The following is a 26,674-nucleotide window of genomic DNA, read 5'->3' on the forward strand; positions in this document are numbered from 1 at the left end:
TCTCAGGATTTTACCGGAGCAACCAGCGCCCGGCGTCGGAATTTCATTTCAGCAACCACAATGGAAGCCACTATCAGGCCGGAGGCCGCCAGCTCAGTTGAGGTAATGGCAGCGCCAAAAAAGAGCGCAGAGGTGAGCACGGAGGCCACAGGCACAAGGGCGACCGTCATGCCAGCCGTCGAGGCGGGTATGCGCCAGATGCCGTGAAAAAAGAAGATGTACGGAAGAGCCCAGACCGTAAGGCCGTAGTAGATCAGGATCAGAATCTGACTTTGGGTCAGTGACGTCAGGGAAAAGCTGCGCAGCTCAGGCAGTGCAAGCGGTACGGACAGGACTGCGCCAACCAGACAGACGCCGGTTGCCATCGTAAGCGGCTTAAGCTCGCTAGACAGCTTTTGCGCAAAAATAATCACTGCAGACGTTGAGAGAGTAGACAGCGTCAGGAAAAGCAGGCCGGAAAGAGAGTTTTGACCTGTCCCCCCGCCTGATTGAGGCAGCGTCATGACGATTACGCTGATCACCGCAAGGAAAACTGAGACCAGCGACTTCATCTGCATTTTTTCTTTAAGAAACAAAGCAGACAGAACGAGGACTACCGCTGGCGCCACGCTTGTGATGACCGAGGCCGCTACTGCCGTTGTCGTCGGCAGTCCGTACAGCAGGAACACGGTAAACAGAACCGCGCCGAACAGGGCCTGCACGCTGATGGCGGTCCAGTCGCGGAGCGGGACGGTTAGCCAGTTAGTTCTGTCAATCAAGAGCGACAGGGGGAACAGCGCCACCACTGCAATCAGGAACGTCACCAGAGTGAATGACCACGTGGGGATACTTTCCATCGCTTCTTTGGCGACCGGGTAGCTGATGCCAATCAGGATATAGCACATGGCTACGCAGATAACGCCAGAGTGTTTACGCAACATATTGACCTGCCTTAAAAATGCGGGAGACATCCGGTTTACGAACGTCTTGCCGCCTGAAAAGTTTATTCGTCCAATGACAGGGAAAGGCTTCCTGGCGGATTAAGGTACAGCCAGGCACATCGTGCGGCACGGCTGGCTTATACAACCTGCGCCCCTAAAATGAATGATCATTCATTCATTGGGCCAGCTGCATTCTGTCAGTGGCTCCTCTTTACAGGCCAATATGAATTTCTTATGACTCATGTTAACAACCACACCCCCACCGCATTTCGCGCAGGGATAGCCGTACTCTCCCTGACACTGGGCGTTTTCGCCACTGTTACGGCTGAGTTTTTACCGGTCGGCATCCTGCCCGAGGTGGCTGCAGGCTTTAATATCACCGAAGGCCATGCTGGAATGATGATTACCGTTCCAGGCATACTGGCCGCCCTGGCTGCGCCGGGCGTCATGCTGGCCGCAGGCAGAGCGGACAGGCGGAGCGTGCTGCTATTTCTTTCGTTTCTTCTGCTTGTATCCTGCGGCGTGGCGGCCTGGGCTCCTTCTTTCAGTGTCCTGCTGATAAGCCGTGCAATGGTGGGCCTGTGTCTGGGCGCTTTCTGGGCCACGGCGCTGGCTGTTGCAGGCAGGCTTACCACGCCTGAAAAAGCGCACAAGGCCACCGCCACGGTATTTGCCGGCGTAACGGCAGCCATGATCCTGGGAGTACCGTTCGGCACGTTTACAGCCGGTCTTTTTTCCTGGCGAGGGGCTTTTATCTCGACCGGCCTGGTCTCGGCGGCAGCATTTCTGATGCAGCTGATTGCCCTGCCTTCCCTGCCTGCCGGAAAGGGCATGAAGCTGTCAGGTATCGCTGACTATCTGAAACTGCAGACGGCAAGAAAGAGCAAAGCGCTGATATTTCTTATCTTCGGGGCTCACTTCGCCACCTATACGTATCTGGCCCCCCTCCTGCAGCAGGCGGGTATCAGCTCTGATACCGTCACCTGGATTCTGGTTGGCTACGGCATTGCCGGGCTTGCTTCGAATTTTGTTGCCTCTGCCTTTATCAGTCGTCAGCTCACGGCTACTTTTACTACGGTGCTGATGCTGCTGATGGTTTCACTGGCTACGCTGCCCCAGATGACATCCTGGCCGGTGGGGATCACCCTTATGGTCATGGTATGGGGGCTGGCCTGGGGAGCTATGCCGCTGTGTATGAATATCTGGAACCAGAGGGCATCTAGCGGACATGAGGAGGCGAGCTCGGCCATGTTCACCTTCACCATACAGGTGGCGATTGCGGCCGGAGGAAAACTGGTAGACACGCTGGGCCTGCCGGCGGGTTATCACATCGCAGCTGCCCGCGTTCTGGTTAGCGCGCTTATTCTGCTGGCATACCGACCGCAGAATAAAGCCGCGAAGGTCGAAATACGGTAACCCTGGAAGGCAGCCTTTGAGTCAGGGCTACCGGCCTGACCGGTAGCCCTGACTCTGGCCCAGGAAATGAAAGCACGTTAAAGTGCCGGTATGAATCTAATTTAGAAGGCCGCCATGTTAAAGGACACCGAAACCTATCATAAGCTGATTATCGCCGCCGCCGCCTGCTTCGCTGAAAAAGGCTTCAGTGCTACCAGCGTGCGGGAAATCTCCACGCGCGCTGGTATTAGCCAGGGCGCTATGTACACCTATTTTAAAAGCAAGGATGAGCTTATTCGGGCCATTGTTCTGGAGGAGCAGAATTCGGCCCTAGAGGCGCATGATGAACCTTACTCGGGTTCGCATTTTGAACGCCTGTGCAAACAGGTCGCTTCCTGTATAAGCGACGTGGGTTATCCGGTCACTCATCATCTCTGGGTTGAAATAATGGCAGAGTCTGCCCGGAATCCGGATCTGAAGAAGACTTTTATTTCCAGCGACAAAATTATGCGGCAGAGCATCGCGGGAATTATTGAGAAAGGTATAGCCGCTGGCGAATTTCGTCGTGAGCTTAACCCCGAAGAAGTCACCATCATACTGTTTGCGTTTATTGACGGACTGATTGCCCGCAAGGCGATCAACCCCGATTTCTCCTTCAGTAGGGATGTGCCAGCTTTCCCGGACCTGATGGTAAAAATACTCTGTCAGGTATCCTGACAGCTTTTCTCCCAACACAACGGCCCGGGTGCTGGGCCGGCTGAACAATTCAGCTGCAGCCATCGCGAAGCGGTCAGAACTCCTGCCGAGTCGGGCGAAGCACGATTTCATTAATGTCTACATCCGCAGGCTGTTCAATCGCAAACGCAATGGCCCGCGCTACCGACGAGGCCGGGATAGCCTGTTTGTAGAACGCCAGGACATTTTCGGCGGCCGTGCCGGTCGTGGAGTATTTTAAATCACTCTCCACCGCACCGGGTTCAATACAGGTGACGCGGATGTTGCCTCCTGTCTCCTGACGCAGACCATCCGATATGGCTCTGACCGCAAATTTCGTTCCGGAGTAAACCGTGCCTCCAGGCGCAAAGACTTTGATGCCCGCCACTGAACTCAGGTTAATGATATGTCCGCTCTCCTGAGCCTGAAAGCGCGGGAGCGCGGCGGCAATACCATAAAGTGTACCTTTCAGGTTGACGTCGATCATGGCATCCCATTCGTCAGTATTCACTTCTAACATAGGGCGAATCGGCATCAGACCGGCGTTATTAATCAGAACGTCCAGTTGGCCGAAATCGCTAACCACCTCTGCGACTACGGCTTCAAACTGATGCTTATCGGTAACATCCAGCTGATAGCCGCGGGCGACATGACCGCCGCCGGTAATTTCCTGTACAACCTCATCCGTCTTTGACTGTCTGCGTGCCGCAACGGCGATTTTTGCGCCCCGCATCGCCAGTAGTCGAGCAACTTCAGCACCAATACCCGAATTACCGCCGGTGATTAGAATGACTTTGCCTTCGATACCGTTATTCATGTGTATTTTCCTTAATTGCTGACGTTGCTGGTTGGTAAACAGGATAATCAGTAAAACCTTCCTCTGAACCACCGTAGAGACGAGCGGCGTTTAGCGCGTTAAGCGGCCAGCCATTGGCAATACGTGCCGGTAAGTCAGGGTTCGCCACAAAGGGTCTGCCAAACGCAATCAGATCGGCATAATTGTTGCGGATCATTTTTTCTGCACGCTCTGCCGTGTAACGTCCGGCATAAATGATGCGGCCACTGAACACACGGCGTATCTCACGACGGAAGGCCTCTGGCATATCCGGTGCGTTGTCCCAGTCCGCTTCAGCAATTGAAACGTAGGCAACGCCTGCGCTTTCGAGGACTTTCACCGCTTCCACGTAGGTCGTATGCGGATCGCTTTCTACCAGACCGATATAAACGCGATCTTCGTCGGTACTGGTAAATAACGGGGTGAATCGTACACCGAGGCGATTGGCACCTACAGCCGCACTGACAGCGTGCACAATTTCGCGCAGGAACCGCAGCCGGTTTTCGAGTGAGCCGCCGTAAGCATCCTGACGATGATTGGAATGTTCAGAAATAAACTGATTCACCAGGTAGCCGTTGGCGGCATGGATTTCCACACCATCAAAGCCCGCACGAATCGCGTTTCTGGCAGCCTGGACGTAAATCTCCACCAGTTCCTGAATGTCCGCGATTCCCAGTTCACGCGGCGCGGAGGGTGAAACGAGAGTCCCGGTCCCTGGCCCAGTTTCAATAAATGCCTTAACTTTTTCAGCCTGAATGGCCGACGGTGCCAGCGGTGCGCCATTTTCAGGCTGCAGGGACGAATGAGAAACGCGGCCAACGTGCCAGAGCTGGGCGAATATCACACCTCCGCTGGCGTGCACGGCATCCGTGACTTTTTGCCATCCCTCAATCTGCGCTTCGCTGTAAATGCCCGGTGTCCAGGCATAACCCTGACCGCGCGGTTCAATCTGGGTCCCTTCGCTGACCATAAAACCCGCGCCGGCGCGTTGCTGATAATATTCAGCCATCAGGCCGGTTGGCAGATCGCCAGGCTGAGCGCTGCGCTGTCGGGTCAGTGGAGGGAAAACAATCCTGTTTTTCAGGGTATATGGACCCAGGTTTATGGGATGAAACAGCGCTTCGTATTGCATTTCTATTCTCCAGTATCTCTGTAAAAATTATATTAGACCGGTCGGCTATTAAAGGCGTAAACATAGGCGATCGGCTATTTTCATCTATTCAATCGATCAGCAATTTAACCAGTCAACTATTAAACTTCGGGTAATTTTCCTGTGATGAAGATTTTCAGCCAGACCGCAGAGTAATTCCGGGCATGCCTTTTCGAACCCTTCATGCGGGTGAGTCCCGATGACACTTGCCAGCTCAGGTGATATAGCCCACTTGCTTAATTCCGGCACTGACGCCTCATGCTTACTTGTAAATTTCTGCCGTGCCGTAAAGATAATTGCGACCACCGGCAGAAACCACGCGATAGGATCCGGCACCTTCGGCTGTTGCTTTAGCATCAAGTCGGTTTATCAGTTCACTCAGATTGCTTCCGGCAGCCGAGGCTGAGATGACGCCGATACGTTGCTCGCCAGCAGGCTGATCCTGAACCTGATTAGCGGCAAATACAGGTAACGAAGCGGCAGAGATGGCGAACAGTGCAACAGCTTTAGTCATGTTTTTCATAATATTTTCCTTTCAGTCAGTTAAACAGATTTACGTAGTAGAGAGAATTTTTTGGCCGGGACCTCTTATAGGCTCCGGCGTTCAGTTACGAACATTTAGTGCGACAAACTCTGTGCTGCCTCTTCAATCACGGCCGCAATCTTACCGGACTGTGAGGCATAAATTGCGTGGTTACCTTTCAGTTCGGTCATCTTGCTGCCGGCACGCTCGGCCATAAAACGTTCCAGCTGCGGGTTGATCGCGCGGTCTTCGGTCGCTACCACAGCCCAGCTCGGTTTATGCTTCCACGCCGGCTCGCCAGCCGTCGCACTGAAGGCCGCCACCGCTGGCATGACCTGAGACTGTGCCAGCAGCGCGGTCTCTTTTTCCGGCAGATCGGCGGCAAAATCGGCGTGGAACGACTCAGGTTTCAGGTAGAGAAAATGATCGTCCGTTTCAGCAATCGAATGCGCGGCGGGCGGGTATTTTTTGGCAAGGCTCAGCAGCGAGTCCCCTTTTTCCGGCTGCATCGCCGCGATGTAGACAAGCCCTGCCACCGACGGGTCATTACCCGCATCACTGATAATCATGCCGCCGTAGCTGTGTCCGACCAGCAGCGTTTTGCCGCTCTGCATTTTCAGTACGCGTTTTGTCGCGGCCACGTCATCTGCCAGAGAGGTCTGCGGCTCCTGAACAATCGACACCTTGTAGCCCTTTTTATGCAGGATGCGGGCGATCGGGTTCCAGCCAGAGCCATCAACGAAAGCCCCGTGGACCAGAACGATATTTTTTACCGGCTCGGCCAGCGATGACTGAGCATAGACAGAGAGAACCAGGCTTAAAGCTGCAGAAGCGACAGTTTTCTTGAACATTTTTTATCTCACTTTCTTAAACAGGTTTAGTTTGCTGTACCGGTAGCTGAGAGAGTTGCCGGGAAACCTCCCTCAGCCGTCCGGAGTCATTTCACTGTGCCAGCTGTTTGATCAGCTGCGCTGCGGTTGCTGCTGATGAGGTCGGGTTCTGACCGGTGATCAAAAGACCATCCGTAACCACATAAGAGCTCCAGTCCGCGCCTTTGGAATAAATACCGCCTTTCGCAATCAGTTCATCCTCGACCAAGAACGGCACCACGTGGGTCAGGCCTACCGCCTCTTCTTCAGTGTTAGTGAAGCCGGTGACCTTGCGTCCTTCGACCAGCGGTCTGCCTTCCGGCGTTTTCACGTGACGCAGTACGCCAGGGGCATGGCAGACGAACGCCACGTTTTTAGAGGCGGCAAAGAAAGATTCAATCAGCGCGATGGAGTCCTTATCTTCCGCCAGGTCCCACAGCGGACCGTGGCCTCCAGGATAAAACACGGTGTCAAAATCGGCCTGAGACACACTGTCGAGGCGGACGGTGGTTGCCAGCTGCGCCATGGCGTCAGTATCGGCTTCAAAGCGGTGCGTAAGCTCGGTCTGGAAGTCCGGCTCGTTGCTTTTAGGATCCAGCGGTGGGTTACCACCCTTTGGTGAGGCCAGCACGATTTCTGCACCAGCGTCCTTAAAGGCGTAGTAAGGAGCGGCCAGCTCTTCGAGCCAGAAGCCGGTTTTACGGCCGGTGTTGCCCAGCGTGTCGTGTGAGGTCAGTACCATTAAAACTTTCATTGTCATTCTCCGGTATGTCGATATGTGAAATTAAATTAGACCAGTCGTCTATAGACTTGCTGCACTGCCTGTCTTGGTGTTGACGGTTGCTTTGCTTAAACCTGACGGCTATGCAACTGCCCCGATTTTAAACATCCCGTCAGACCTGACAGTTGCCGTGAAACCAAACTAACATCAATTAGACCGGTCGTCTACAAAGGTTGCATGTCATGTTCAGATTTCTTTTTAATACAATTCTGACGCAGAACGGCTCAGCTATTTTCATAGTTGCATCAGAACATTAAGCAAGCTGCGTCATACAGACGAAACATCGTTGTCGCGTATTTAGTCCAGCTCATTTGCCCAGACAGCCTGCGCATTCGTGAATTCGCGCAGCCCGAAGTGGGACAGCTCACGGCCATAACCACTTTTTTTCACGCCGCCGACAGGAATGCGGGCATTAGTGGCAGAAAAACCGTTAATGAACACGCCGCCCGTTTCAAGACGCCGGGCCATCCGCTGTCCACGCTTGATATCCGCCGTCCAGAGGTTACCACCCAGACCATAATCGCTGTTGTTTGCCAGTTCTATGGCGTGCTCAGCACTATCCGCCACCGTGATAGCCGCAACGGGACCAAAGGTTTCCTCGTCAAAAGCGGCCATACCCGGTACCACGTTACCCAGCACCGTAGGCGCGTAGAAATTACCGCTTCCTTCCAGTTTGTGTCCGCCCAGCAGGAGCGTTGCCCCGGCTTCAAGCGTACGCTCAACCTGATGATGAAGCTCATCGCGCAGGTCCTTTCTGGCCATTGGGCCAACGCGGGTTTGGGGATCCATCGGATCACCGACTTTCAGCTGGCTGACTGCAGCGATAAATTTTTGCGTAAACGCCTCCGCGATGGGCGCTTCCAGGATAAACCTTTTTGCCGCCAGGCAGACCTGACCTGCGTTCTGGAAGCGGGCTTCAACGGCGGCACGCACTGCCTGATCGATATCCGCATCTGCAAGAACAATAAAAGCATCTGAACCCCCCAGCTCAAGCAGACTCTTTTTCAGCGCTCTGCCCGCAATAGCCGCTACGGCAGATCCTGCTCGCATGCTTCCCGTCAGGGTTACTGCGGCGACACGGTCATCTTCAATGACGCGGGCCACCGTATCATTGTCCGTCACCAGGTTGGCAAACAGGCCTGCAGGAAAACCTGCGCTTTCATAAGCATCCTGCAGGGCATAGGCCGATCCCATGACATTAGGAGCATGCTTGAGAATAAAACCGTTGCCGGAGAGCATGATGGGGCCGGATGCGCGGATAACCTGCCATAGCGGGAAGTTCCAGGGCATCACCGCCAGGATTGATCCCACCGGCAAATATGAGACATACACCTGGTCGCCGTTATCGACGGACACCGGTTCGTCAGCCAGCACTGACGGGCCGTTGTCTGCAACCCAGTCTAAAGTGGCCGCGCATTTCTCGACTTCCCCACGGGCTGCTGAGAAGGTTTTGCCCATCTCAGAGGTGATCAGCCCAGCCAGTAAATCAGCGCGTTCGCGCAGAATCTGCGACAGACGGCGGTAAGCCGTAACGCGTTCGCGTAAAGGGGTGGCGCGCCAGAGGCGAAACGCGGCCGCATTCTGTTCCAGCAGCGCTTCCACTTCCTCTGTGGTCTGGTAGGCATAATTAGCAATGAGTTCATCAGTCGCCGGATTGCGTGATACCGCAAAGGTGATGTCAGATGAAGCTGGATTAGCAGAGTGAGTTGTCATTTTGAAGCCTCCTGAGTGATGGGTGCAGCATGATTGTGCTGCCTTGAATCCATCTTAAGCGTGCCTAAAAATCTCAGGAAGGCGTGTTGTTATCCTATTACTGATGGTCACTGGCAACATGTCTGGGGATGTAGGTTACCAGTGAAAGATCGGGTCGGCCCTCTGGCGTCAGGGCGACATAGGTGAATTCAATGTGTCCTGAGGTGGGATGTGCCAGCCTTTTATTTCCTTCACTCATGCCCAGCACGTCAGTATCCTGCCACCACTCCCGAAATTCAGGTGACTGCTCGCTCAGTTCATCGATCAGGGCGTCGAAATGCGCTTTATTCTGCGCCCGTGCCCGCGATGCACGGAATACGGAAATCATTCCGCGCGCCATCTGCTCCCAGTCCAGAATCAGCGTACGGTAAGGCTGGTAGAGAAACAGCAGACGGAGTGTATTTCGTTCGTGCGGTTGCAGTGAACTGTAATCAATGAAAAGGTCAGCGATGGCGTCATTCCACGCGAGAATATCCAGACGGGCATTGCGCACGTATGCAGGGATTGGATTGATGGCGCGAACCAGCATGTCGAGCCCATCGCTGACGCCCATATCCACCTGACGCGGTTCCGGTTCCTCTCGGGGTGAAAGGGCAAAAAGATGAGATGACTCAACGCGGTTTAGTCTGAGCACCTTTGCAATGCGCTGCAACGCTTCAGAAGAAGGCTTGATTTCACGACCCTGTTCCAGCCAGGTGTACCAGCTGACGCTCACACCAGCCAGCATTGCTACTTCCTCACGGCGTAATCCCGGCGTGCGGCGGGTGCCCTTTGGCATGCCGAACTCTTCTGGATCCAGTCTCGCCCGGCGGCTGAGAAGAAATGCACCCAGCTCGCGACGCTGCTCCTGAGTGGTCTTTTTGACCATGATGCTAAGCCCCTGAATTAGAATATTTCACCAGCTATTTTTATATCAGCAGTTAACAGAACAAAAGGCTTTCATTAAATTTTCAATTCAGTAGAGAGACTAGCTCAGCTGGGAGAATTAACTGACAGCCATGCTCTTTAAAACGGGTGACACCCTACAGTCAGTGATTATTAAAGAATGGCAGGAGGAACATCGCTCTTGAGGCGAGACTCAAAGGTCGGTCCATAACGGGGATGTTAGATCTGATGTAATAAAATTTTCAGTTGCCATGAAAAAACGTCCGCTTCTCGCTCAAAGCAGACGTAAAGTAGCGTTACAGGGAACATACAATGTTCCCCATTAATTATCGTATCAACGTTTATTCAGGTCCGGCTGTGAGCCTTCAAAGGCCCGTGGTTCTTTTTCCCATCTGTTAATGACCAGTGGAGCAACAACGTTCCCCAGCACGTTGAGGGTCGTAGTACCGCTGTCGATGATACGGAATATACCGGCTATCAGGGCAACGGCATCAAGCGGCAGTCCCGCAGATGCCAGAGTAGCGGAGAGGATCAGAATGGCGAACCCCGGTACACCGGCCGCCCCTTTCGAGGTCAGCACCATCGTTACCACTAAAATGACCTGCTGCATCAGCGTCAGGTCAATACCGTAAAGCTGAGCGACAAATATGGTTGCCACACCGAGAAATATCGACGCGCCGTCAAGGTTAAAAGCATATCCCACGGGCACCACGAAGCTGACGATCCGTCCCGGTACGCCATAGCGCTCGAGCTTGTACATCAGCTGAGGCATCACCGCTGCAGAAGCGGCGCTTGAAAATGCCAGCACCAGTTCATGGCGAAAGTGCTTAATCAGCTTAAAAACGTTTTCGCCGATCAGCGCACAGATCCCGCCCAGCACAATCACGGCAAATAAAATCAGCCCCAGATAGACGGTGCCAATTAGCTTGAGCAGCGGCAAAAGGGAGGCAAAACCAAACGTGGACACCGTGGCACCAATCATGCCGAACACGCCAACCGGCGCGTATGCCATGACGATCGACACCACCCTGAACATGCCGTCGGATACACTCTGGAGAACGCCAAGGATCGGCGCCGTTTTGTTCCGGGGAAGGCCATTAAGCGCCAGGCCGAACAGTACGGCAAAGAACAGAACTGACAGGAGTTTGCCCTCAGAAAGCGCGACAAACAGGTTATCAGGCACGATATTCTGCAGAATAACCAGCGCGCCGCGCGCCGGCTCTATCTTCATGTGCCCGTCGCCGTGCGCCATTCCCTGAATACTGGTGCCTTCGCCGGGGGAAATAAGATTAGCCAGCACCAGTCCAAAGACGATAGCCACTCCCGTCACGGTAAAAAAATAGCCGAGTGCTTTCACGCCCATTCGCCCGAACGACCTGTTGTCACCACTTCCGGTTATGCCCAGAATCATGCAACAGAAAACAATCGGCACCACGACCATTTTCATCATTTTGATAAAAATATCGCCAAGCGGCTTGAGGATTTCGTGGCTGACCCACTGCTGATACTCGGGGTGCGTATTGAAATACCAGCCCACAACGATTCCAAGTGCAAGACCAATAACAATCTGCCACACCAGTGTTATTTTTTTCATTACGCCCTCGGTTTGAACAGGAGCTAACTCCGCCTGAATGAGACAGAAGCCACGCTAAAATAGTCGGGTGAAGGTGTGATGTGGCACGGCCTGGAGCCGTGCCGGGAAAGTTATTTCGCGAAAAGCTGACTCATATCCTTGAACGCCTTGAACTCAAGGGCGTTACCACACGGATCGAATAAAAACATGGTGGCCTGCTCGCCAACCTGTCCCTTAAAGCGGATGTAGGGTTCGATGACAAATTTAGTGTTAAAGGATCTGAGGCGTTCGGCAAGGGCCTCCCACTCCTCCCACTTCAGGATGATGCCAAAGTGCGGGACAGGTACGTCATGACCGTCGACGGAGTTGGAATGCACGCTCTCCTGCGAGGCGGTTTTAGGATGTTCGTGAATGACCAGCTGATGGCCATAAAAGTCAAAGTCCACCCACTGCTCGCTTGAGCGGCCTTCACTCAGGCCAAAGACCTCACCATAGAAATGACGCGTTGCTTTCAGGTCGTATACGGGTATCGCCAGATGGAAGGGGGAAAGGCTCATTTATGCATCCTCATTAAGAATATCCGCCGGTTTGCGGCAGGATGGATAGTTTCGGGAGGCGTAATGCTAAATGCGGATTGAGAGTCAGAAGGCTCGCCTGCATTAACATTACCGTCACAAATGAGCTTATGGATAATTTTATTTGATTAAAATCAATTTATATCTTTATATATAACAAATAAAATTTGTGAATTGTGGGCGTGATGATCCGTGAACTGAAAACGTTTCTGATGGTGGCAAAGGAAGGGACTTTTGCCGCGGCAGGCAACAAAATCGGGCTGACGCAGGCGGCCGTCAGCGCCCAGATGCAAAGGCTGGAGGCCGATTTAAATTTTCCGCTGTTTGACCGGTCGGGAAGAAACGCTCGCCTGAATCAGAAAGGCGTGCAACTGGTCTCTCAGGCGCAGGAGCTTCTCTCGCTGTATGACGGTCTGGGTGAGCGACTGAACCGGTACACCCCCGGTAAAACCATTACGATAGGCGCCATTGCCTCGGTACAGCGAACCCTGCTTCCGGATGCGTTGACGACGTTCTGCAGACAGAGTGCCGGCTGCCGCATACGCGTTATACCTGGCCTGTCGATGGACCTGATTAACCTCGTTGACGCAGGCGAAATTGATATGGCCGCAGTGCTTAAGCCCCCCTTTGCACTGACGGCGGGGCTGCAGTGGAGCACGCTGGCCCATGAACCTTTCCATCTTATCGTGCCAAAAGGTGTTGCCGGTGACGACATAGCCGCGCTGCTGAGCGCCCAACCCTTCATCCGCTACGATCGTTCGTCGTTTGGTGGGCGCCAGGTTGACCGTTTTCTTCGCGAAATGGGTCTTTCGGTCAACGAAATCTGTGAGGTGGACGAGCTTGAGGCCATCCTCAAGCTCGTCAGTAACGGCATGGGCGTTGCCCTGTTGCCCCGGACTGCCACCTGGCGGCGCTGGCCGGCGTCCGTCAGGGCAATTGGCCTCGGAGATAAGGTCTTTTACCGGGACGTGGGGCTTATTCACCGCCCGCTCGAAAACCTTGACAAGGACGTCCGGCGGATTTCTGAGCAGATTATCCTGCTGGCAAGCCGGTAAACCCGTCCGGCCACAGCCTGAACATCATGCTGACGTGATGACGCACACATGAGGTTCAGCCCTGCGGCGCACCTGGCGTCAGCAGCGACGCATCGTGCACTTCCACAGCCTCTCCGGTAGCGTAAAAGTGGCCGCCCGCAATATAGTGCAGGCTTCGCCAGTCTGCGGCTCCCCTTTCAAACTGCCAGTGTCCGTCCTTAAAAGCGCGACTGTCAGCCCAGGCCCCTTTGATCTCGCCGATGAATAAATCATAGGTCTGCTGGTTATGCTCTTCAGGAATGAGTTCGCAATACAGCCACGCCGCACATCCTGAAACCCCCGGCACATCCGCGCCGGGCAGCGCAAACAGCGATACGCCAGACTGCGTGAGCTTATGCGCTTCGCAGGCCAGCGAATGCGAGCCGAGGAAATGCACGAGTGATGCCTGGGCTGCCACCGGCACCTGAATCACAAACGAACGACTTTTTTCAATCAGCTCTCGTGTGTATGCGGTTTTGTCCAGCACGACGGTCAGCCGTGCCGGATCGTAATCCAGCGCGCAGACCCATGACGCCGCCATGACGTTGTCCGTTCCGTTATAGCGCGCTGAGACCAGCGTCGCCGGCCCGTGATTTATCAGCCTGTAGGCTTTTGCCGGCTCGACAGGCACGATGTGTTCATTCATTTCCGGACTCCGTTGAGCTGCTACTGGTTTTCAAGGTAGGCAGCGAGGCTGAGGTGGCCTGACTTTATCAGCGCCAGCACGCTCGCTTCCATTGCCTGCACATCGCTGCGGGATCGGGACTCAAAAACTGCCTGCCATACGATGACCGTTTCGTCGCGATCGCTCAGTGGAATAAGGCTGACCGTAGCCACATAGTCATCAACGGCCAGCGGCGCTTCAATAAAGCGATACGAGAAGGCCCGCTTACCTGCATCCAGCATGAGGAGCTCTTCGCGCAGGACGTCGCCGTTTTCAAGTACCAGCCGGCGCCGGCAGCCCGGGCGACCGTCGGGCTCATTATCTTCGATTTCGCTGCTGCAGATAGCAGGATGCCAGTCGCTGATGCGTCCGAACTGGCTGAGCGTCTGCCATACGCGGTCCGCACGGGCGTTAACCACGGCATTTAAGTTCACTTCTGACATTACGGTTCCTTCTTATCATTCATCTTCAGAAAATTATCCTGCAGAATTTATTTCACCTGCAGAAACAATGTGAATGCCCGGCCTGGGTGGCGTCACCGCTCTGAGGAGATGGCGGGCTATGTCTTCAGCCGGGCAGAGCTGCCAGCTGCGTGGCAGAACCGGCGATAAGAGCCTGAGCACCTGCTTCAGCGCCGTTTCACCCGGGCGGAATTCAGCCCGTTCGCCGGCAATAACGCCGGGGCGGACCAGCGTCAGTGAGGTAAAACCTTCGAGCCTCAGCGCCTGTTCAAGCTCCCCCTTCACCCGGTTATAAAAGAATCGGGAGCGGGCATTTGCGCCGGTCGCCGAGGTCAGCGCGAACGCAGAGGCGCCGCCATTACGCGCCAGCCGGGCAAACCTCAGAGGATAGTCATAATCAACCCGCCGGAATGCCTCCCTGCTGCCGGCTCTGGCAATGGTGGTGCCGAGCGTACAGATAACCGCGTCAACTCGCCATTCCAGAGCGTCAGCGTCGGGTGCGTCAAAGTCGATCAGGGGATTAATAAGCCGGGGATGGCCTGTGGCGCACCATGCGAGAGGTTTTCGCGTCGGCGCAATGACGGTACCGATGTGCGGGCTGGACATCGCCTGCTGCAGGACATGACTGCCCACGAGCCCCGTTGCGCCGAGCAGTAGCAGCCGCATATCCGGATCTGAATCAGCGGACCTGCCCATCTCAGCGTTCCGCCATCAGCTGAACCGTCTTTCGTACCGGCACCTCACCGTCGGTCAGCTCAATGATGACACGGCTGACGCGGGGCTGAGCGATAATTTCAGCCAGCGTGGCCGCCACGTTATCCCGGGTGACCTCCCCGTAAGGTATGGCCAGCCCGGCGCGGACATATCCTGAACCTTTGTCATCCAGCAACAGGCCGGGACGCAGGATGACCCAGTCCAGCGAGCTTGCTGCCAGCAAGACTTCTGCCTGCTTTTTCACCCGCATATAGTTTTCAAACGAGGCCGAGGTGGATTCATTTCTTGAGGCCTCCGGAAAGGCCGAAACCAGCAGGAAGCGCGAAATGCCAGCCAGCGCGGCTGCCTCTGCGGCCGTCTTAAGCCCTTCTCCATCAATGGCGCTCGTCATTTCCGGGCCACCTTTGCCGCCGGCACCGGCTGAGAAGACCACCACATCGCAGCCTCTCATCATGGTCGCCAGGGCGGCGGCATCCAGCTCCGTCAGGCTCCCGCTGACGGGCTTTGCTCCCTGCAGACGAATTAACTGCGCCTGCTCCGGCTGACGGTGCAGCGCATGAACAGCGTGCCCTTTTTCCGTAAGAATTCTGGCCAGGCGCCGGCCCACCTTGCCTGCGCCGCCGATAATAAACACTGTACTCATGGATAACTCCTTTGCGTGACCTGTTTTTTGCTAAAAAACTGCCGCCAGTCAGCCCGTAAACTGGTGATAGACTTTCGCAATCACCTGCCAGCGACCGTCGATGCGGATGAGGGTCAGGTAGTCGTTATAGTCGGCGCCGATAGCATCCTTTTCCATGTCCACGCGCACCACCGCCGTGGTCGGGGTGATGGCCAGCACATCCAGATGCGTTTCAATCTCTGGCGCACTGCCGTTTTCACGGACAAATTTATACAGGTTGTCGACAGACCCTCCCAGCAGTTCACCGTCAGTAAAGCCGTACATGACGGCGTCCTTGTGAAACGCTTCTGCCACCGTTTCGGCGCAGCCTTTTTTCAGGCCGTCAACGTAGCGACGCGCCGTGTCGAGAACGGCCTCATAGGCAGAAACAGGGACGGTTTTGATATTCTGGCTCATGTTTTTTCCTCTCTGGGTTTTGCCGCGTCTGGCGGTCAGACGCGACGGGTGAAGGGTGAATGACTGATGTCAGGAAGCGGCGTGGGTATGGTAAATTTTGCTCACTACGGTCCAGCGCCCGTTGACCTTCAGCAGGTTGAAAAAGTCCGTGAATCGAAAGCCCGAAATATCATCGGTATCGACGCGCGCGCTTGCCGCGGTGCCTGCGATATCTACGTGCACGATAGCGGCCTGCGCTTCCGGGGATGGGCGGAAAGCGGTATCGATGGTGTCGAAAAGTCCCTGAATAGGACCGCCGGTGAGGTTTGCATCGCCGTCAACGCCAAAGATGGTGGCCTGCTCACTGAACGCGGGCTTCATTATTTCGCTTTTGGCCTGCTTTCCACCTTCGTTGTACTGGCTTAGCACTTCCACGATGGCGTTGTATTCCTGAACATAAGTTACGTCGGTCATTTCATCTGTCTCCGGTTTTGTTGTGGCGGGTATCCGCAGGGATGCCCGTAATTCGCTTGAACATCTTGTTTATGACGAACAGCAGCATCAGTCCCGCCGCAACGGCGGCCATGCCGGTCAGCACATCAGCGCGCTGTAAAACGTCTCTGACGCTGAAACCGCCGTGCAGAAGCACCTGTAAGTCAGAAATAACGCTTCCGGCAGCGGCATAAACATACGTGCCGGGGATCAGTCCAGCCACCGTCGCTGTCGCATATTTTCTGAACGATACGCCGCTGATCCCCAGCGCGTAGTTCAGCGGCGCGAAGGGCAGAATGGAGCTCAGACGCAGCAGCAGGATCAGCAGCAGGGCATTGTTCTGCGACAGTGAAAGCAGGCTGTTTAGGTAGCGGTGGCGGCTGGCGGCGCGCGACGCTGCCGGAAATAACTGGCTTTTGCTGATGCAGAAAGCGATCAGTGCGGAGGTGGTACCCGCCAGCAGAGCCAGCGCAGTTCCGCCCGCCGCGCCAAACAGCCACCCTGACAGCGCGGTCAGCAGGGAAGCCGGGAAAAACATCAGCGTCACGGCGACAAAAATAACGAAGTACAGCACTACCCCCGCCGCGCCGGCGGACTGCAGATAGTGGCTGAGGGAAAACGCAAGATCTGACATGTGCCTCATGTATTTATGTAGTAATCACTATGTAATGTTATTATTGTATAGTGATCGCTATGTAATGTGTCAAGAGAATGATTTTATGCCCGACGTGAAGACGAAAAATTCAGAAGTCAGCAGTGAAAAGCCCAAAGGGCGGCCGCGCAGCTTTGATCGCGACAGGGCCCTGATCAGGGCGCTGGATATCTTCTGGCGTAAAGGCTTTGAGCCCGCCTCAGTTGCCGAGCTCTGCGCTGCGATGGAAATTAATCCGCCGAGCCTGTACTCCGCCTTCGGTAATAAGGCAAAACTTTTCATGGAGGCCGTGAGCTATTACGAAAGGGTCTACTGGAAATCAACCTGGGAGCGGCTTGAAGAAGAGCCCGATATTACCCGGGCGATTGATAACTTCTTCAGTGAAGCGGCAGACATTCTGCTTTCCCCTTCAGCACCCTGCGGCTGCATGGTGGTGCTTGCGGCCATCAATGTCTCTCAGGAGTCCGCTGACGTCGTTGAAGCGGTCAGCGAGCTCAGGCAGGAAGGAAAAGATCTGTTTGAAAAGCGTCTGCGCAGGGCTGTCACGGAGAAGCAGCTGCCATCTGATACCGGTACCGCCGCACTGGCTACCGTTCTGAATACGCTTTTGGAGGGCATGTCTATCGAGGCCAAAGACGGGGCCACGCCGGAAAGCCTGAGCGCAACCGGGCAGTTTGCGTCTCGATTGCTGCCACGTGAAAAATTCTGATCGCACAAAATGCAACCTGCGAAACTAGACGACCGGTCAGTTTTATCGTTATGCTATCCGGACTATGAAAAAACAAACGGCTAACGTGCGTCAGCACATCATTGATGTTGCCCGGACGCTTATTACACATAAAGGCTATAGCGCCGTCGGTCTGGCTGAGATTGTCAAAGCCGCTGGCGTGCCTAAAGGTTCGTTCTATTACTACTTCCAATCCAAGGAAGAGTTCGCTGAAGCTCTGCTGGAAAATTACTTCACCCACTACCTTACTCAGGTTGAAGAGCAGCTGCGCGGCAGCGAACCGGCCAGAGAGCGCCTGCTGCGCTACTTTGCATTCTGGAAGGTCACACAGGGTGCCGATCTGCCTGAAAGCAAGTGCCTGGTCGTTAAGCTTGGGGCAGAAGTCTGCGATCAGTACGACAGCATGCGAAGCGTTCTGGCAAGCGGAACCCGTGAAATTATCCTTCGGATCACGGCGTGCATACATCAGGGGCAGAGTGATGGCTCACTGCCGTCCGAAGTGGACGCAGAGGCCCTTGCTGAAGAGCTTTACCAGCTCTGGCTGGGTGCGTCCCTGATGGCAAAAATTCACACGCCTGATCAGGCGTTTGATAAAGCAATGAGTGCAACAAAGCGGCTGCTCGCGTAGCCGCGTTTTTTTCTACCAATTTACTAGTCGACCGGTCAACTATTTAGGAGTAACTATGACTGATAACAGTACCCGTACAGATCTCTTTTCCCCTGTGGGAATGGGAAGCCTTCAGCTTGCCAACCGTATCGTTATGGCGCCTGTTACCCGCAGCCGTTACGGCGAAGATGGCGTACCTGATGAGCTACATGCAACCTACTACGCCCAGCGTGCCAGCGCCGGCCTGATTATTTCTGAAGCCACGAATATCTCAGCTCAGGGCCGTGGATATGCGGCTACGCCGGGGATCTGGAGCGAAAATCAGGTTGCCGGCTGGAAAAAAGTCACCGATGCCGTTCACGCGCAAGGCGGGAAAATCGTCTGTCAGCTCTGGCACGTGGGCCGTTTTTCAAGTGTTGAACTGCAGCCTGACGGCGAGCGTCCTGTCGCTCCCTCTGCAATCAAGGCCGAAGGCCAGACCTATACCGTTAATGGCTTCGTACCGGTATCGACGCCACGCGCGCTCGAAACCGACGAGATCCCAGGCATTATTGAGCAGTATAAGTGTGCCGCAGAAAATGCCCTGCGCGCAGGTTTTGACGGCGTGGAAGTGCACTCTGCAAACAGCTATCTGCTCGATCAGTTCCTGCGCGACTCAACCAATCATCGTACCGACGCCTACGGCGGCTCTATAGAAAACCGCGCGCGCCTGACGCTGGAAGTCACTGAAGCGATCGTCAACATCTGGGGCAATGACCGCGTAGGCATCCGCCTGTCACCGGTAACGCCTGACGCAGGCAACACGCCGCCGGACAGCAACGTGATGGCGATGTATGGCTATCTCATCCAGCAACTTAACCGTTTTAATCTGGCATACCTGCACTTCGTTGAGGGTGCCACGGCAACGTCGCGTGACGTGCCTGCCGACGTGGATATGGATGCGCTGAGCGCGCTGTTCAGCGGTCCGTTCATCGGTAACAACAACTATGACCTCGAAATGGCGATCAGCCGCCGTAATGCAGGGATCATCGATGCCGTTGCCTTTGGCCGCCTGTTTATTTCCAACCCGGATCTGGTTAAGCGTCTGCGTTATGGCGCCGAGCTGACCATCGCGCCTAAGGAAGCCTACTACGGCGGCGGCGCTAAAGGTTACACCGACTGGCCGGAAGCGAATTACTGATAAATACAACCGGCGGGATCTGCCCGCCGCCTGTACCTCATCCCAAAGGATAAGAATATGAATCATCTGCAGAACAAAACCGCTGTAATTACTGGTGCGTCATCGGGCATTGGCGCCGCGACCGCGCTGGAACTTGCACGTCATGGTGTGAATATCGTAGCCGCAGCACTGGATCAGACCGGCCTCGATAAGCTGGTAAAGGATATTGAGTCCGCTGGCGGCCATGCTTCCGGTCTGGTGACGGATGTGACTCGTCTTGAAGACACCCAGGCGCTGGTAAAGCATGCTACCGATACCTTCGGTAACGTTGATATCCTGATTAACAACGCCGGGCTGATGCTCTTTTCAGCCTGGAGTGACATCGCGTGGGACGACTGGAACAAAATGGTCGACGTCAACATCAAGGGCTATCTGAACGCCATTGCGTCGGTACTCCCGGTTATGCTCAGCAAAAGTGACGGCCAGATCCTGAATATGGCTTCTGTGGCAGGCCACCAGGTTGACGCCGGCGCGGGTGTGTACAGTTCGACCAAATTCTTTGTTCACGCCATGACAGAATCAATGCGTAAAGACCTGGGCGTGAATAAAGGCATCCGGGTCAATACCATCAGTCCTGGCGTTATTAACACAGGATGGGCTGATAAAGTGAGCGATCCGGAAGGGCGTAAGGTGGCGCAGGAGCTGACAAAAATTGCTATCAGCCCGCAGGATGTGGCAAATGCGGTGGTCTATGCACTTAACCAGCCCAGAAACGTGACCGTTAACGATCTCATCGTGTCCCCTACTAAGCAGAACTGGTAAATCAACAATGGCAGCCGGCTGGCTGCCACTTCATCTCTGAAATAAAAGACGTCAGCCTATCGTCGTCATACCGACGCGATCTGCAAGGCTCTAATTCCAGCCAGATAGACATCATTTTCCAGCACCCTGCGCATCTCGCCGCATAAGTCCGGTTTGCAGTTAAAAGAGGCTGACCAGACAACATGCGTGTGTCCCGGAGTGCAGGTTGGCAGCAGCTGAATGGTGGAGAGATAATTTTCAACAGGCAGAGGTGCTGTTTCAAAGGAATAGGTCAGCAGGTATGCTTTGCTGTCTTTTCGGATTAATTTTTCGGTTCCCGTGGCTCCGTTTACAAGGGTTACGCGGCGAACGGCTCCTACCACATCTTCTGTGCAACCCTCTTCGAACTCACTGCTGACTACGGCAGGATGCCATGCTGACAGAGCGTGAAACTTTTCAATAATGTCCCAGACTTCTTCAATATTGCGCGGTATAACCAGCGATGCGACAGTGCTTTCCATGATTCTCTCTTCAATTTGATTACGACCACAAATCTTTTTGTATCGGTCACTATGTAATATATTTAATTTTTAGTGATCGATACATAATAAGTCAACTGGATTGTGTCTCAGCCAGAAACTTTGAGTACTCACAAATGCTGATTTACTGATGATTAATTAACTCAGACCTGATAACTATCTACAACACTACGTCCGCTTTTCGCTCATAGCGGATTTCACGAGGCTGCAGCGACCTATGCGCAGCCGTTACGTTGTCTAATTGCATGCGGATGAAGGGATTACAGTGGTTTACAGTTAAATTTTCTTTCCCTGACGACTGTTCCTCAACCTCGCCTTTTGCTAGCCTATGTGGCTGGACTTCTTCCAGCCGCATTAGCGTTGCCGGTTAAGGAGTTTTCATGTCGCCTTTCAACAAACACCGTCCCTTCATTTCCCTTTCTCGTCGTCAGCGTCGTAAAAAAGTCATCGAGCTTAAAAACCGTATCTATCGTGGACGTCAGCGTTGTGGCGGGATAGGTCAACAGGATGAAACCAGCGCATGCCACCAGCATCAGCGGCCGTCGTCCCCATCTATCAGACTAGTAGCCCGTGATTGGCATGTAAGTAGCGACGCTCAGTAAGCCCAGCGTGGTGATGAGATAAGAATCAGTACGGCTGTAGTGCAGATGCGTAGACAAATAGCCGGGCATAAAGGATTGCAGCACCCAGCTGCTGACCGCTTTGATCACGACGAAACCGGTACAAAACAGCAACGCCGACAATGAGGTTTTCAAGGAAGCGCGCAGTGGCGATTTTTCGATTTTGCCGGTGGCTTTTAACTTGTGAAATTCAGCCGAATCTTCCATGTTGCGGCGCATATATAACCCACCCAATCCGAGCGGTGCTGCGAGCAGGAAAGGAATGCGCCATCCCCAGTCATTCATTGCCGTCTCACCCAACCAATAGGTCAACAGCAGCACCAGTCCAGAGCCGCAAACAAACGCCATGAAACTGAAGTTCTCACTCCAGCAGGTAAGCGTGGCGCGACGATGCGGCTCAGCGCTTTCTGCCAGATAGGTAATTACGCCGGAACTCTCACCACCTGCGGCGAATCCTTGTACTAATCGAGTCATCACCAACAGCACCGGTGCGACAATTCCCACCTGATGCCAGGTCGGCAGAATGCCCATCACAAATGTAGATATTGAGGTGATGACAATTACCGTCACCAACACTTTGCGTCGTCCCAGACGATCGCCCATGGAACCGAAAAAGAAGCCGCCCAGCGGACGCATTAAAAAGCCGGATCCAAATACAGCAAAAGATTTCAGAAGTGCGGTAGCAGGGTCAGAACTGACAAAGAAGTTGCTGGCAATAATCGCCGCTAGGGTGCCGTATAAGCCAAAATCGAACCACTCGATAAAATGACCAATCCCGGCTGCCATCATGATTTTGGCAGTACGCTTTGGCGGATTATTGGTTTTTGTCGCCACGTACTCACCGCCATACTGACGGGTTGAATTCTCCATACGACCTCCAGAGGGTAAATGTCGCGCCATGGGGAGGCGCGTCATGTCTTGGAAGTTAGCGTATGAATTTTGATGGGATGTTGCGCCGGCGATGAGAGATAGCGTGAAGCTAATCAAAGAACAAATCCGGTAATTGCTTCACATAGTGAAGCAGAGAAGAGTTCCCTTACAAAGTGCTCAATTTAAACCGTGATTATAGTTATCAGACCAAGCCATTACGTATAATCCCAAAGCTTTGCCTATGCTGCCGGCGGTTTTTTCAATGCGTATATGTCATGTCAGCCCCCAAAAAAACCGAAATGAAACAGATGGTGTCAGCACATATCTCCTCGTCATTGAAACAGCGCTAAACGAGCTATCCTTCAATAAGGAGGAACAACCTATGTGTGGAAGATTTACACAGTTCCAGAACAGAGATGCCTATTTTGATGCCCTTGGTGTAGCCGATAGTGACTACATCCATGATCCTGAACCTATCGGGAGATACAACGTTGCACCAGGCACAAACGTGCTGCTGTTAAATATGCGCAACGGACAAATCCAACTTGATCCTGTGTACTGGGGGTATGGTCCTGAATGGTGGGACAAACAGCCGCTAATTAACGCACGAGGCGAAACGGCTGCAAGTAGCAGGATGTTTAAACCGTTATGGCATCTTGGCCGCGCCGTAGTGCCAGCTGATGGTTGGTTTGAATGGAAGCGAAGTGGCAGCAAAAAGCAGCCCTATTTCATCTATCACAAACAACGAGAGCCCCTCTTCTTCGCCGCCATTGGCAAAGCCCCCTTCCATGAGCAGCATGGCCATGAAGGATTTCTGATTATCACATCAGCCAGTAATGAAGGGATGGTTGATATTCACGATCGAAGACCTCTCGTTCTGACTGCATCTGCAGTCATGGAATGGCTGCAACCGGATACATCGCCAGAACGGGCGGAAGAAATTGCTCAGGAAGCAGCATTACCTGAAGAGGATTTCGAATGGCACGCGGTTAGCACTAAAGTCGGCAGTCCCCATAATCAAGGCAAAGAACTGATTGCCGCGGAAAAAGATTCAATCGTATAAATGTTTTACAGCGGAATGTAAGATATGCAGAGCATGTCTGCGCTTGGTTAACATATGTGCCTGTGACGTTAAAATATAGTCAGTCAAAGCCAACTAAATTTTACAGAACTCAACGTCATGTTATTACCTCATGAGTACATAGTGATCCCCGCAGCTAAAGGGCGCACCATGTAATAGGGTAACAATCGCAAAGCGGAAGCAGCTGATTTAGACGTATGGTTACTACTATGAATAGTTATCTAAGTTTTCAAGGAAGTGAGTTCGACCATACCCTTACGTTAGCAAACTGGAATTTAGAACTATTACGGGACGCCGATTAAATGTGTCAGATCACTAAGCGAGAAAACAATGTATTCAGTTTAGCAGTATGTGCATTGACTAAAGAACATTGAGTTCAGCATTTTATAATTTCTGATATTGATGTTTATTAAGACATTTTAAGCGCAGACGCGAAAAAGGCCGCCCATAGGGCGACCTCTTCCGGCACTTCCTTTTGCGACCATCTGTTATTTATAAAGCTCAGCGGTCATGTGAACAACATTGCCGTTGCTTGCTTCAAGAATTTTATACTGCTGACCCTGTTGCTGAGCCTGTGCAGCGATTTTCGCTTCTGCACCATCAAGTGTCAGGGAAGTAGCTGTAACGCTTTGTGCGAAGCTCGCTGCTGACATCAGTGAAAGAGCGGCTACAGCGGCGATAGACATTGCTTTGATAGTTTTCATGGTCATATTCCTTAGTTTGTATGGTTGAAAGCTGCTGTGCTTTCGATGGAATGATCATACCCATGGTTACTATTTCATGATTAACAATAAATGCTGGTATTGTGATCGTGCTAACTATTGCGCTGATAGGCATAACTTATAAATACGCCTCTAAGCACAACTATAATGAGTGACCCTCACAGATCATTCCCGGAGGATTGATGTAGCGCCCTCCACTCGTTGCACGCCTGCTTTCTTATGTTCGATCAGGATTGAAATCTCATACCATACGATGGCATGACAAGGAGATAATCCCTGGCCCAATGCTTCAAGTAAATGCCTCAGACAGCTCCTGGACGGTTTTGGTGATAGTGACCGAAGTTAAAGAGATGTCGTTATCATCAGTCGCCACATATCTGGGTAAACAAAGCGAATGGACTGAAGATGTGCTGCTATTGGGTATGCGCGAGCACTATCCTGAGAATGAACTCAACTTTATGGTGGGCACCATCCATCACATCAATCGCACTGATGCTGAGCACTGATGATTAGAAGTTTCCAAAGTGGTCAGTTTAAGTTTAAAGCTATGAGGATGAGAAAATGCTATTGGATAAACTGAAAGCTTTGGAATGTAGCCTTCATGGTGAGAAACGTCATGATCGCAACTGGTTAGAACAACGACTTCATCCTGATTTTTGTGAGATCACACGCTCGGGAATATCGGTTAATCGTGCTGAGACGATAGCATCGTTAGTTCAGGAAAGAGTTGCCCCTATCATTATCAGCGATAATTTTCAGCTCATTACCACGACAGAAGGCAGCGCGATACTGCATTACAGAACGTTTGAGAGTAACGGCGCCAAAGCTTCACTACGCGCGTCATGCTGGGTGCACTCATCAGGAGATGGCTGGATGCTAATTTTCCATCAAGGTACGCCTGCAGCAGGATCTACATAAGGCAAGCTTCCATGGAACACACAAAGGTAGTTTTGTACTTAGATGATTATTTCAGGAAAAGAAAATCAACTGCCACCATCAAACCGACAATGAGTGCGACAAAAGCCGCCCCTGTTGCGAAGGCATGTTCTGTATCCTGCCCTTCCTGCCGTAGGTCACGAAACCGAACAAGCGCCGATTTCTCGTTGGCTGCAGTAACTTCCTCAAACTGTTTGTGATAGCCCTGAACGTTAAGTGAAGTGGCACGAGTCGCGTCAGATCGGTCGAGCACAATGATGTTCTCACCCTTCTTATACAAGCAGTAATCAGGCATTCATTGCTCCTCTGAAAGATTGGCAACTGTGAAATATCGTTAGTGAAGTAATTAAGCACTGTTTCAATCAAGTGGCAATTACTGGGTGATAAGAGACAGATGAATTCATTACGCCTTTCTCATTAGACATGTCCCCCCCACTCCCTATTCGGCTCTACAGTTAAACCGATACATGATGACTGGTAAGTTTATTGTCAGCAAACCTGTGCACCATTAGCGCCGGAGGATCGTAAACGGGTGGGACAGCATCTGTACCGAACCAAACGGGATTGGCCGGACAGACAGAGCCGCATATGTATGCTGGAATGCCCGCAAATAATCCCGCTACCGGTCGATGAACATGTCCTGAAGCGATGGCCATAATCCCACCAGGCATACGATTTATACGTTCAGTCAGCTCATTGAGCCCGTTGCACATTGTCTTATCAAGCGAGGGTATGCCCGAAGCAAAAACGGGGTGATGCAGAAATATTAAAGAGGGAATATCAGCAGCATCACAGAGTTGCGTCTCCAGCCATCCCAAGTTGCCGGATACGCTACCATAATCCTCATTATCAATTGTAGAATCGAGGCCAACTAATCGCAGACCGGCACCATGATGAGTAAAATTGAGCATGCCATCCGGAGCATCATCCGCCCACTGCCTCTCCCCCCAAACGGCTTTCATTTGTCGACGATCGTCGGAATTACCAGGAAGCAGTAGCGTAGGATAAGGTTGTTGCTTCAACCACGACGCTATTTGCAAATAACCCTCAAGCCAATGACCATCAGTAAGATCGCCAGTGAGGACTAATACATCGGGCCTGAGATGAGATAGCCACGTTAGTACTCTGTAAAATCGATGAAGATTGTCATTATCTGGCGAGGCATGAATATCTGAAACCTGAGCTATTAACATATATTCCTCATCAGGTAGGCAAAGGGGTACAGATGAAGAAGGCCTTGAAACGCCGAATCTGCGCAGTTGAAGCATACATTCTGCTACGTTGTTGGATCATGGTTCTCACTCGCGTGGCTCTGGCTCCGACGAAATTACCTTACAAACGCATACCGCTTTCAGCAACTCCCCTGCCCCAATCCTCATGCCCAGCAATTGCTCACCACCCTTCAAAAATAAACTTCTTAACTCCTGACACTTTCCAGATCCAACTCCGCTGTTCCTAAGCACTGTCCTGACTACTCTATAAGAGATAATCATTGGCCAGGCAGATACCACGTATCGAAATGTATAA

The 26,674-nt window shown here is 52.9% G+C and carries 31 protein-coding genes and 1 pseudogene; 10 read left to right on the top strand and 22 right to left on the bottom strand.

Annotated features, from left to right (window positions below):
- Positions 1–2 precede the first annotated feature (2 nt).
- The gene (locus tag K5Y32_RS22265) at positions 3–920 is read right to left on the bottom strand and encodes a DMT family transporter (protein ID WP_222185857.1); all 918 of its coding nucleotides are present in this window, start codon (positions 918–920) and stop codon (positions 3–5) included.
- A 234-nt stretch (positions 921–1,154) separates the two neighbouring features.
- Here K5Y32_RS22265 and K5Y32_RS22270 point away from each other — a divergent pair, with 234 nt between their 5' ends.
- Positions 1,155–2,336: an MFS transporter gene (locus tag K5Y32_RS22270; RefSeq protein ID WP_222185858.1), complete on the top strand. Its 1,182-nt coding sequence runs from the start codon at positions 1,155–1,157 to the stop codon at positions 2,334–2,336.
- Between the two features lie 114 nt (positions 2,337–2,450).
- The gene (locus K5Y32_RS22275; RefSeq protein ID WP_222185859.1) at positions 2,451–3,032 is read left to right on the top strand and encodes a TetR/AcrR family transcriptional regulator; all 582 of its coding nucleotides are present in this window, start codon (positions 2,451–2,453) and stop codon (positions 3,030–3,032) included.
- 73 nt (positions 3,033–3,105) lie between these two features.
- Here K5Y32_RS22275 and K5Y32_RS22280 read toward each other — a convergent pair whose 3' ends face one another.
- The 9 genes from K5Y32_RS22280 to K5Y32_RS22320 form a co-directional block, all read right to left on the bottom strand.
- Positions 3,106–3,846, bottom strand: coding sequence for an SDR family oxidoreductase (locus K5Y32_RS22280; RefSeq protein ID WP_222185860.1), 741 nt, complete (start codon positions 3,844–3,846; stop codon positions 3,106–3,108).
- Positions 3,839–4,996, bottom strand: coding sequence for an alkene reductase (locus tag K5Y32_RS22285; RefSeq protein ID WP_222185861.1), 1,158 nt, complete (start codon positions 4,994–4,996; stop codon positions 3,839–3,841). Before K5Y32_RS22285 ends, K5Y32_RS22280 begins: the two co-directional genes overlap by 8 nt.
- 280 nt (positions 4,997–5,276) lie before the next feature.
- Entirely contained in the window at positions 5,277–5,537 is a 261-nt protein-coding gene (locus tag K5Y32_RS22290; RefSeq protein ID WP_222185862.1) for a YdgH/BhsA/McbA-like domain containing protein, read from the bottom strand.
- Positions 5,538–5,632: 95 nt separating this feature from the next.
- On the bottom strand, positions 5,633–6,388 hold the full coding sequence (locus K5Y32_RS22295) for an alpha/beta hydrolase (RefSeq protein ID WP_222185863.1): 756 nt from the start codon (positions 6,386–6,388) through the stop codon (positions 5,633–5,635).
- 91 nt (positions 6,389–6,479) lie between these two features.
- Complete coding sequence (locus K5Y32_RS22300; protein ID WP_176971830.1) at positions 6,480–7,160, bottom strand: type 1 glutamine amidotransferase domain-containing protein; 681 nt, start codon at positions 7,158–7,160, stop codon at positions 6,480–6,482.
- A gap of 324 nt (positions 7,161–7,484) precedes the next feature.
- A complete protein-coding gene (locus tag K5Y32_RS22305; RefSeq protein ID WP_222185864.1) occupies positions 7,485–8,900 on the bottom strand; it encodes an NAD-dependent succinate-semialdehyde dehydrogenase in 1,416 nt (471 codons plus the stop codon).
- A gap of 97 nt (positions 8,901–8,997) precedes the next feature.
- A complete protein-coding gene (locus tag K5Y32_RS22310) occupies positions 8,998–9,807 on the bottom strand; it encodes a helix-turn-helix transcriptional regulator (protein ID WP_180824066.1) in 810 nt (269 codons plus the stop codon).
- A gap of 351 nt (positions 9,808–10,158) precedes the next feature.
- On the bottom strand, positions 10,159–11,418 hold the full coding sequence (locus K5Y32_RS22315) for a cation:dicarboxylate symporter family transporter (protein ID WP_222185865.1): 1,260 nt from the start codon (positions 11,416–11,418) through the stop codon (positions 10,159–10,161).
- A 110-nt stretch (positions 11,419–11,528) separates the two neighbouring features.
- The gene (locus tag K5Y32_RS22320; protein WP_222185866.1) at positions 11,529–11,954 is read right to left on the bottom strand and encodes a VOC family protein; all 426 of its coding nucleotides are present in this window, start codon (positions 11,952–11,954) and stop codon (positions 11,529–11,531) included.
- A 203-nt stretch (positions 11,955–12,157) separates the two neighbouring features.
- Here K5Y32_RS22320 and K5Y32_RS22325 point away from each other — a divergent pair, with 203 nt between their 5' ends.
- The gene (locus tag K5Y32_RS22325) at positions 12,158–13,027 is read left to right on the top strand and encodes a LysR substrate-binding domain-containing protein (RefSeq protein WP_222185867.1); all 870 of its coding nucleotides are present in this window, start codon (positions 12,158–12,160) and stop codon (positions 13,025–13,027) included.
- Positions 13,028–13,082: 55 nt separating this feature from the next.
- Here K5Y32_RS22325 and K5Y32_RS22330 read toward each other — a convergent pair whose 3' ends face one another.
- From K5Y32_RS22330 to K5Y32_RS22360, 7 genes are all read right to left on the bottom strand, one after another.
- Positions 13,083–13,691: a flavin reductase family protein gene (locus K5Y32_RS22330; RefSeq protein ID WP_222185868.1), complete on the bottom strand. Its 609-nt coding sequence runs from the start codon at positions 13,689–13,691 to the stop codon at positions 13,083–13,085.
- Between the two features lie 20 nt (positions 13,692–13,711).
- Complete coding sequence (locus K5Y32_RS22335) at positions 13,712–14,152, bottom strand: SRPBCC family protein (protein ID WP_222185869.1); 441 nt, start codon at positions 14,150–14,152, stop codon at positions 13,712–13,714.
- A gap of 33 nt (positions 14,153–14,185) precedes the next feature.
- On the bottom strand, positions 14,186–14,866 hold the full coding sequence (locus tag K5Y32_RS22340; protein ID WP_255602793.1) for an NAD-dependent epimerase/dehydratase family protein: 681 nt from the start codon (positions 14,864–14,866) through the stop codon (positions 14,186–14,188).
- A gap of 1 nt (position 14,867) precedes the next feature.
- Complete coding sequence (locus tag K5Y32_RS22345; protein WP_222185870.1) at positions 14,868–15,527, bottom strand: SDR family oxidoreductase; 660 nt, start codon at positions 15,525–15,527, stop codon at positions 14,868–14,870.
- 48 nt (positions 15,528–15,575) lie between these two features.
- Positions 15,576–15,962: a nuclear transport factor 2 family protein gene (locus K5Y32_RS22350; protein ID WP_222185871.1), complete on the bottom strand. Its 387-nt coding sequence runs from the start codon at positions 15,960–15,962 to the stop codon at positions 15,576–15,578.
- 69 nt (positions 15,963–16,031) lie between these two features.
- Entirely contained in the window at positions 16,032–16,415 is a 384-nt protein-coding gene (locus tag K5Y32_RS22355; protein WP_222185872.1) for a nuclear transport factor 2 family protein, read from the bottom strand.
- A 1-nt stretch (position 16,416) separates the two neighbouring features.
- Positions 16,417–17,067 carry a TVP38/TMEM64 family protein gene (locus tag K5Y32_RS22360; RefSeq protein ID WP_222185873.1) on the bottom strand — a complete coding sequence of 217 codons (651 nt, stop codon included), beginning with the start codon at positions 17,065–17,067 and terminating at the stop codon, positions 16,417–16,419.
- 85 nt (positions 17,068–17,152) lie between these two features.
- Between K5Y32_RS22360 and K5Y32_RS22365 the strand changes: the two genes are divergently transcribed.
- From K5Y32_RS22365 to K5Y32_RS22380, 4 genes are all read left to right on the top strand, one after another.
- Entirely contained in the window at positions 17,153–17,794 is a 642-nt protein-coding gene (locus K5Y32_RS22365) for a TetR/AcrR family transcriptional regulator (protein WP_222185874.1), read from the top strand.
- Positions 17,795–17,858: 64 nt separating this feature from the next.
- On the top strand, positions 17,859–18,440 hold the full coding sequence (locus K5Y32_RS22370) for a TetR/AcrR family transcriptional regulator (protein ID WP_222185875.1): 582 nt from the start codon (positions 17,859–17,861) through the stop codon (positions 18,438–18,440).
- Positions 18,441–18,495: 55 nt separating this feature from the next.
- Positions 18,496–19,599 carry an alkene reductase gene (locus tag K5Y32_RS22375; protein ID WP_222185876.1) on the top strand — a complete coding sequence of 368 codons (1,104 nt, stop codon included), beginning with the start codon at positions 18,496–18,498 and terminating at the stop codon, positions 19,597–19,599.
- Positions 19,600–19,656: 57 nt separating this feature from the next.
- A complete protein-coding gene (locus K5Y32_RS22380) occupies positions 19,657–20,400 on the top strand; it encodes an SDR family oxidoreductase (RefSeq protein WP_222185877.1) in 744 nt (247 codons plus the stop codon).
- A 65-nt stretch (positions 20,401–20,465) separates the two neighbouring features.
- Here K5Y32_RS22380 and K5Y32_RS22385 read toward each other — a convergent pair whose 3' ends face one another.
- Both K5Y32_RS22385 and K5Y32_RS22390 read right to left on the bottom strand, forming a co-directional pair.
- Entirely contained in the window at positions 20,466–20,900 is a 435-nt protein-coding gene (locus K5Y32_RS22385) for an SRPBCC family protein (RefSeq protein WP_222185878.1), read from the bottom strand.
- Between the two features lie 482 nt (positions 20,901–21,382).
- A pseudogene (locus tag K5Y32_RS22390) lies at positions 21,383–22,327 on the bottom strand (MFS transporter); the annotation flags it as partial.
- 463 nt (positions 22,328–22,790) lie between these two features.
- Between K5Y32_RS22390 and K5Y32_RS22395 the strand changes: the two are divergent.
- Entirely contained in the window at positions 22,791–23,471 is a 681-nt protein-coding gene (locus K5Y32_RS22395; protein ID WP_222185941.1) for an SOS response-associated peptidase family protein, read from the top strand.
- Between the two features lie 506 nt (positions 23,472–23,977).
- Here the strand turns inward: K5Y32_RS22395 and K5Y32_RS22400 are convergent.
- Positions 23,978–24,193: a YdgH/BhsA/McbA-like domain containing protein gene (locus K5Y32_RS22400; protein ID WP_101761856.1), complete on the bottom strand. Its 216-nt coding sequence runs from the start codon at positions 24,191–24,193 to the stop codon at positions 23,978–23,980.
- Between the two features lie 251 nt (positions 24,194–24,444).
- On the opposite strand from K5Y32_RS22400, the gene K5Y32_RS25100 reads away from it, so the two are divergent.
- A complete protein-coding gene (locus tag K5Y32_RS25100; RefSeq protein WP_370635130.1) occupies positions 24,445–24,717 on the top strand; it encodes a hypothetical protein in 273 nt (90 codons plus the stop codon).
- Positions 24,718–24,772: 55 nt separating this feature from the next.
- A complete protein-coding gene (locus tag K5Y32_RS22410) occupies positions 24,773–25,129 on the top strand; it encodes a DUF4440 domain-containing protein (RefSeq protein ID WP_222185879.1) in 357 nt (118 codons plus the stop codon).
- 46 nt (positions 25,130–25,175) lie between these two features.
- Here K5Y32_RS22410 and K5Y32_RS22415 read toward each other — a convergent pair whose 3' ends face one another.
- Positions 25,176–25,442: a hypothetical protein gene (locus tag K5Y32_RS22415; RefSeq protein WP_222185880.1), complete on the bottom strand. Its 267-nt coding sequence runs from the start codon at positions 25,440–25,442 to the stop codon at positions 25,176–25,178.
- A 160-nt stretch (positions 25,443–25,602) separates the two neighbouring features.
- Positions 25,603–26,340 carry a metallophosphoesterase gene (locus tag K5Y32_RS22420; protein WP_222185881.1) on the bottom strand — a complete coding sequence of 246 codons (738 nt, stop codon included), beginning with the start codon at positions 26,338–26,340 and terminating at the stop codon, positions 25,603–25,605.
- Positions 26,341–26,674 lie beyond the last annotated feature (334 nt).

The organism is Pantoea sp. DY-15 (assembly GCF_019795935.1).
GTDB classification, from domain to species: Bacteria; Pseudomonadota; Gammaproteobacteria; order Enterobacterales; family Enterobacteriaceae; genus Pantoea; species Pantoea leporis.

Bases quoted from the DNA above. Each gene is read 5' to 3' on its own strand.
- K5Y32_RS22265 (WP_222185857.1), bottom strand. From the start codon at position 920: ATGTTGCGTAAACACTCTGGCGTTATCTGCGTAGCCATGTGCTATATC.
- K5Y32_RS22270 (WP_222185858.1), top strand. From the start codon at position 1,155: ATGACTCATGTTAACAACCACACCCCCACCGCATTTCGCGCAGGGATA.
- K5Y32_RS22275 (WP_222185859.1), top strand. From the start codon at position 2,451: ATGTTAAAGGACACCGAAACCTATCATAAGCTGATTATCGCCGCCGCC.
- K5Y32_RS22280 (WP_222185860.1), bottom strand. From the start codon at position 3,846: ATGAATAACGGTATCGAAGGCAAAGTCATTCTAATCACCGGCGGTAAT.
- K5Y32_RS22285 (WP_222185861.1), bottom strand. From the start codon at position 4,996: ATGCAATACGAAGCGCTGTTTCATCCCATAAACCTGGGTCCATATACC.
- K5Y32_RS22290 (WP_222185862.1), bottom strand. From the start codon at position 5,537: ATGAAAAACATGACTAAAGCTGTTGCACTGTTCGCCATCTCTGCCGCT.
- K5Y32_RS22295 (WP_222185863.1), bottom strand. From the start codon at position 6,388: ATGTTCAAGAAAACTGTCGCTTCTGCAGCTTTAAGCCTGGTTCTCTCT.
- K5Y32_RS22300 (WP_176971830.1), bottom strand. From the start codon at position 7,160: ATGAAAGTTTTAATGGTACTGACCTCACACGACACGCTGGGCAACACC.
- K5Y32_RS22305 (WP_222185864.1), bottom strand. From the start codon at position 8,900: ATGACAACTCACTCTGCTAATCCAGCTTCATCTGACATCACCTTTGCG.
- K5Y32_RS22310 (WP_180824066.1), bottom strand. From the start codon at position 9,807: ATGGTCAAAAAGACCACTCAGGAGCAGCGTCGCGAGCTGGGTGCATTT.
- K5Y32_RS22315 (WP_222185865.1), bottom strand. From the start codon at position 11,418: ATGAAAAAAATAACACTGGTGTGGCAGATTGTTATTGGTCTTGCACTT.
- K5Y32_RS22320 (WP_222185866.1), bottom strand. From the start codon at position 11,954: ATGAGCCTTTCCCCCTTCCATCTGGCGATACCCGTATACGACCTGAAA.
- K5Y32_RS22325 (WP_222185867.1), top strand. From the start codon at position 12,158: ATGATCCGTGAACTGAAAACGTTTCTGATGGTGGCAAAGGAAGGGACT.
- K5Y32_RS22330 (WP_222185868.1), bottom strand. From the start codon at position 13,691: ATGAATGAACACATCGTGCCTGTCGAGCCGGCAAAAGCCTACAGGCTG.
- K5Y32_RS22335 (WP_222185869.1), bottom strand. From the start codon at position 14,152: ATGTCAGAAGTGAACTTAAATGCCGTGGTTAACGCCCGTGCGGACCGC.
- K5Y32_RS22340 (WP_255602793.1), bottom strand. From the start codon at position 14,866: ATGGGCAGGTCCGCTGATTCAGATCCGGATATGCGGCTGCTACTGCTC.
- K5Y32_RS22345 (WP_222185870.1), bottom strand. From the start codon at position 15,527: ATGAGTACAGTGTTTATTATCGGCGGCGCAGGCAAGGTGGGCCGGCGC.
- K5Y32_RS22350 (WP_222185871.1), bottom strand. From the start codon at position 15,962: ATGAGCCAGAATATCAAAACCGTCCCTGTTTCTGCCTATGAGGCCGTT.
- K5Y32_RS22355 (WP_222185872.1), bottom strand. From the start codon at position 16,415: ATGACCGACGTAACTTATGTTCAGGAATACAACGCCATCGTGGAAGTG.
- K5Y32_RS22360 (WP_222185873.1), bottom strand. From the start codon at position 17,067: ATGTCAGATCTTGCGTTTTCCCTCAGCCACTATCTGCAGTCCGCCGGC.
- K5Y32_RS22365 (WP_222185874.1), top strand. From the start codon at position 17,153: ATGCCCGACGTGAAGACGAAAAATTCAGAAGTCAGCAGTGAAAAGCCC.
- K5Y32_RS22370 (WP_222185875.1), top strand. From the start codon at position 17,859: ATGAAAAAACAAACGGCTAACGTGCGTCAGCACATCATTGATGTTGCC.
- K5Y32_RS22375 (WP_222185876.1), top strand. From the start codon at position 18,496: ATGACTGATAACAGTACCCGTACAGATCTCTTTTCCCCTGTGGGAATG.
- K5Y32_RS22380 (WP_222185877.1), top strand. From the start codon at position 19,657: ATGAATCATCTGCAGAACAAAACCGCTGTAATTACTGGTGCGTCATCG.
- K5Y32_RS22385 (WP_222185878.1), bottom strand. From the start codon at position 20,900: ATGGAAAGCACTGTCGCATCGCTGGTTATACCGCGCAATATTGAAGAA.
- K5Y32_RS22395 (WP_222185941.1), top strand. From the start codon at position 22,791: ATGTGTGGAAGATTTACACAGTTCCAGAACAGAGATGCCTATTTTGAT.
- K5Y32_RS22400 (WP_101761856.1), bottom strand. From the start codon at position 24,193: ATGAAAACTATCAAAGCAATGTCTATCGCCGCTGTAGCCGCTCTTTCA.
- K5Y32_RS22410 (WP_222185879.1), top strand. From the start codon at position 24,773: ATGCTATTGGATAAACTGAAAGCTTTGGAATGTAGCCTTCATGGTGAG.
- K5Y32_RS22415 (WP_222185880.1), bottom strand. From the start codon at position 25,442: ATGCCTGATTACTGCTTGTATAAGAAGGGTGAGAACATCATTGTGCTC.
- K5Y32_RS22420 (WP_222185881.1), bottom strand. From the start codon at position 26,340: ATGTTAATAGCTCAGGTTTCAGATATTCATGCCTCGCCAGATAATGAC.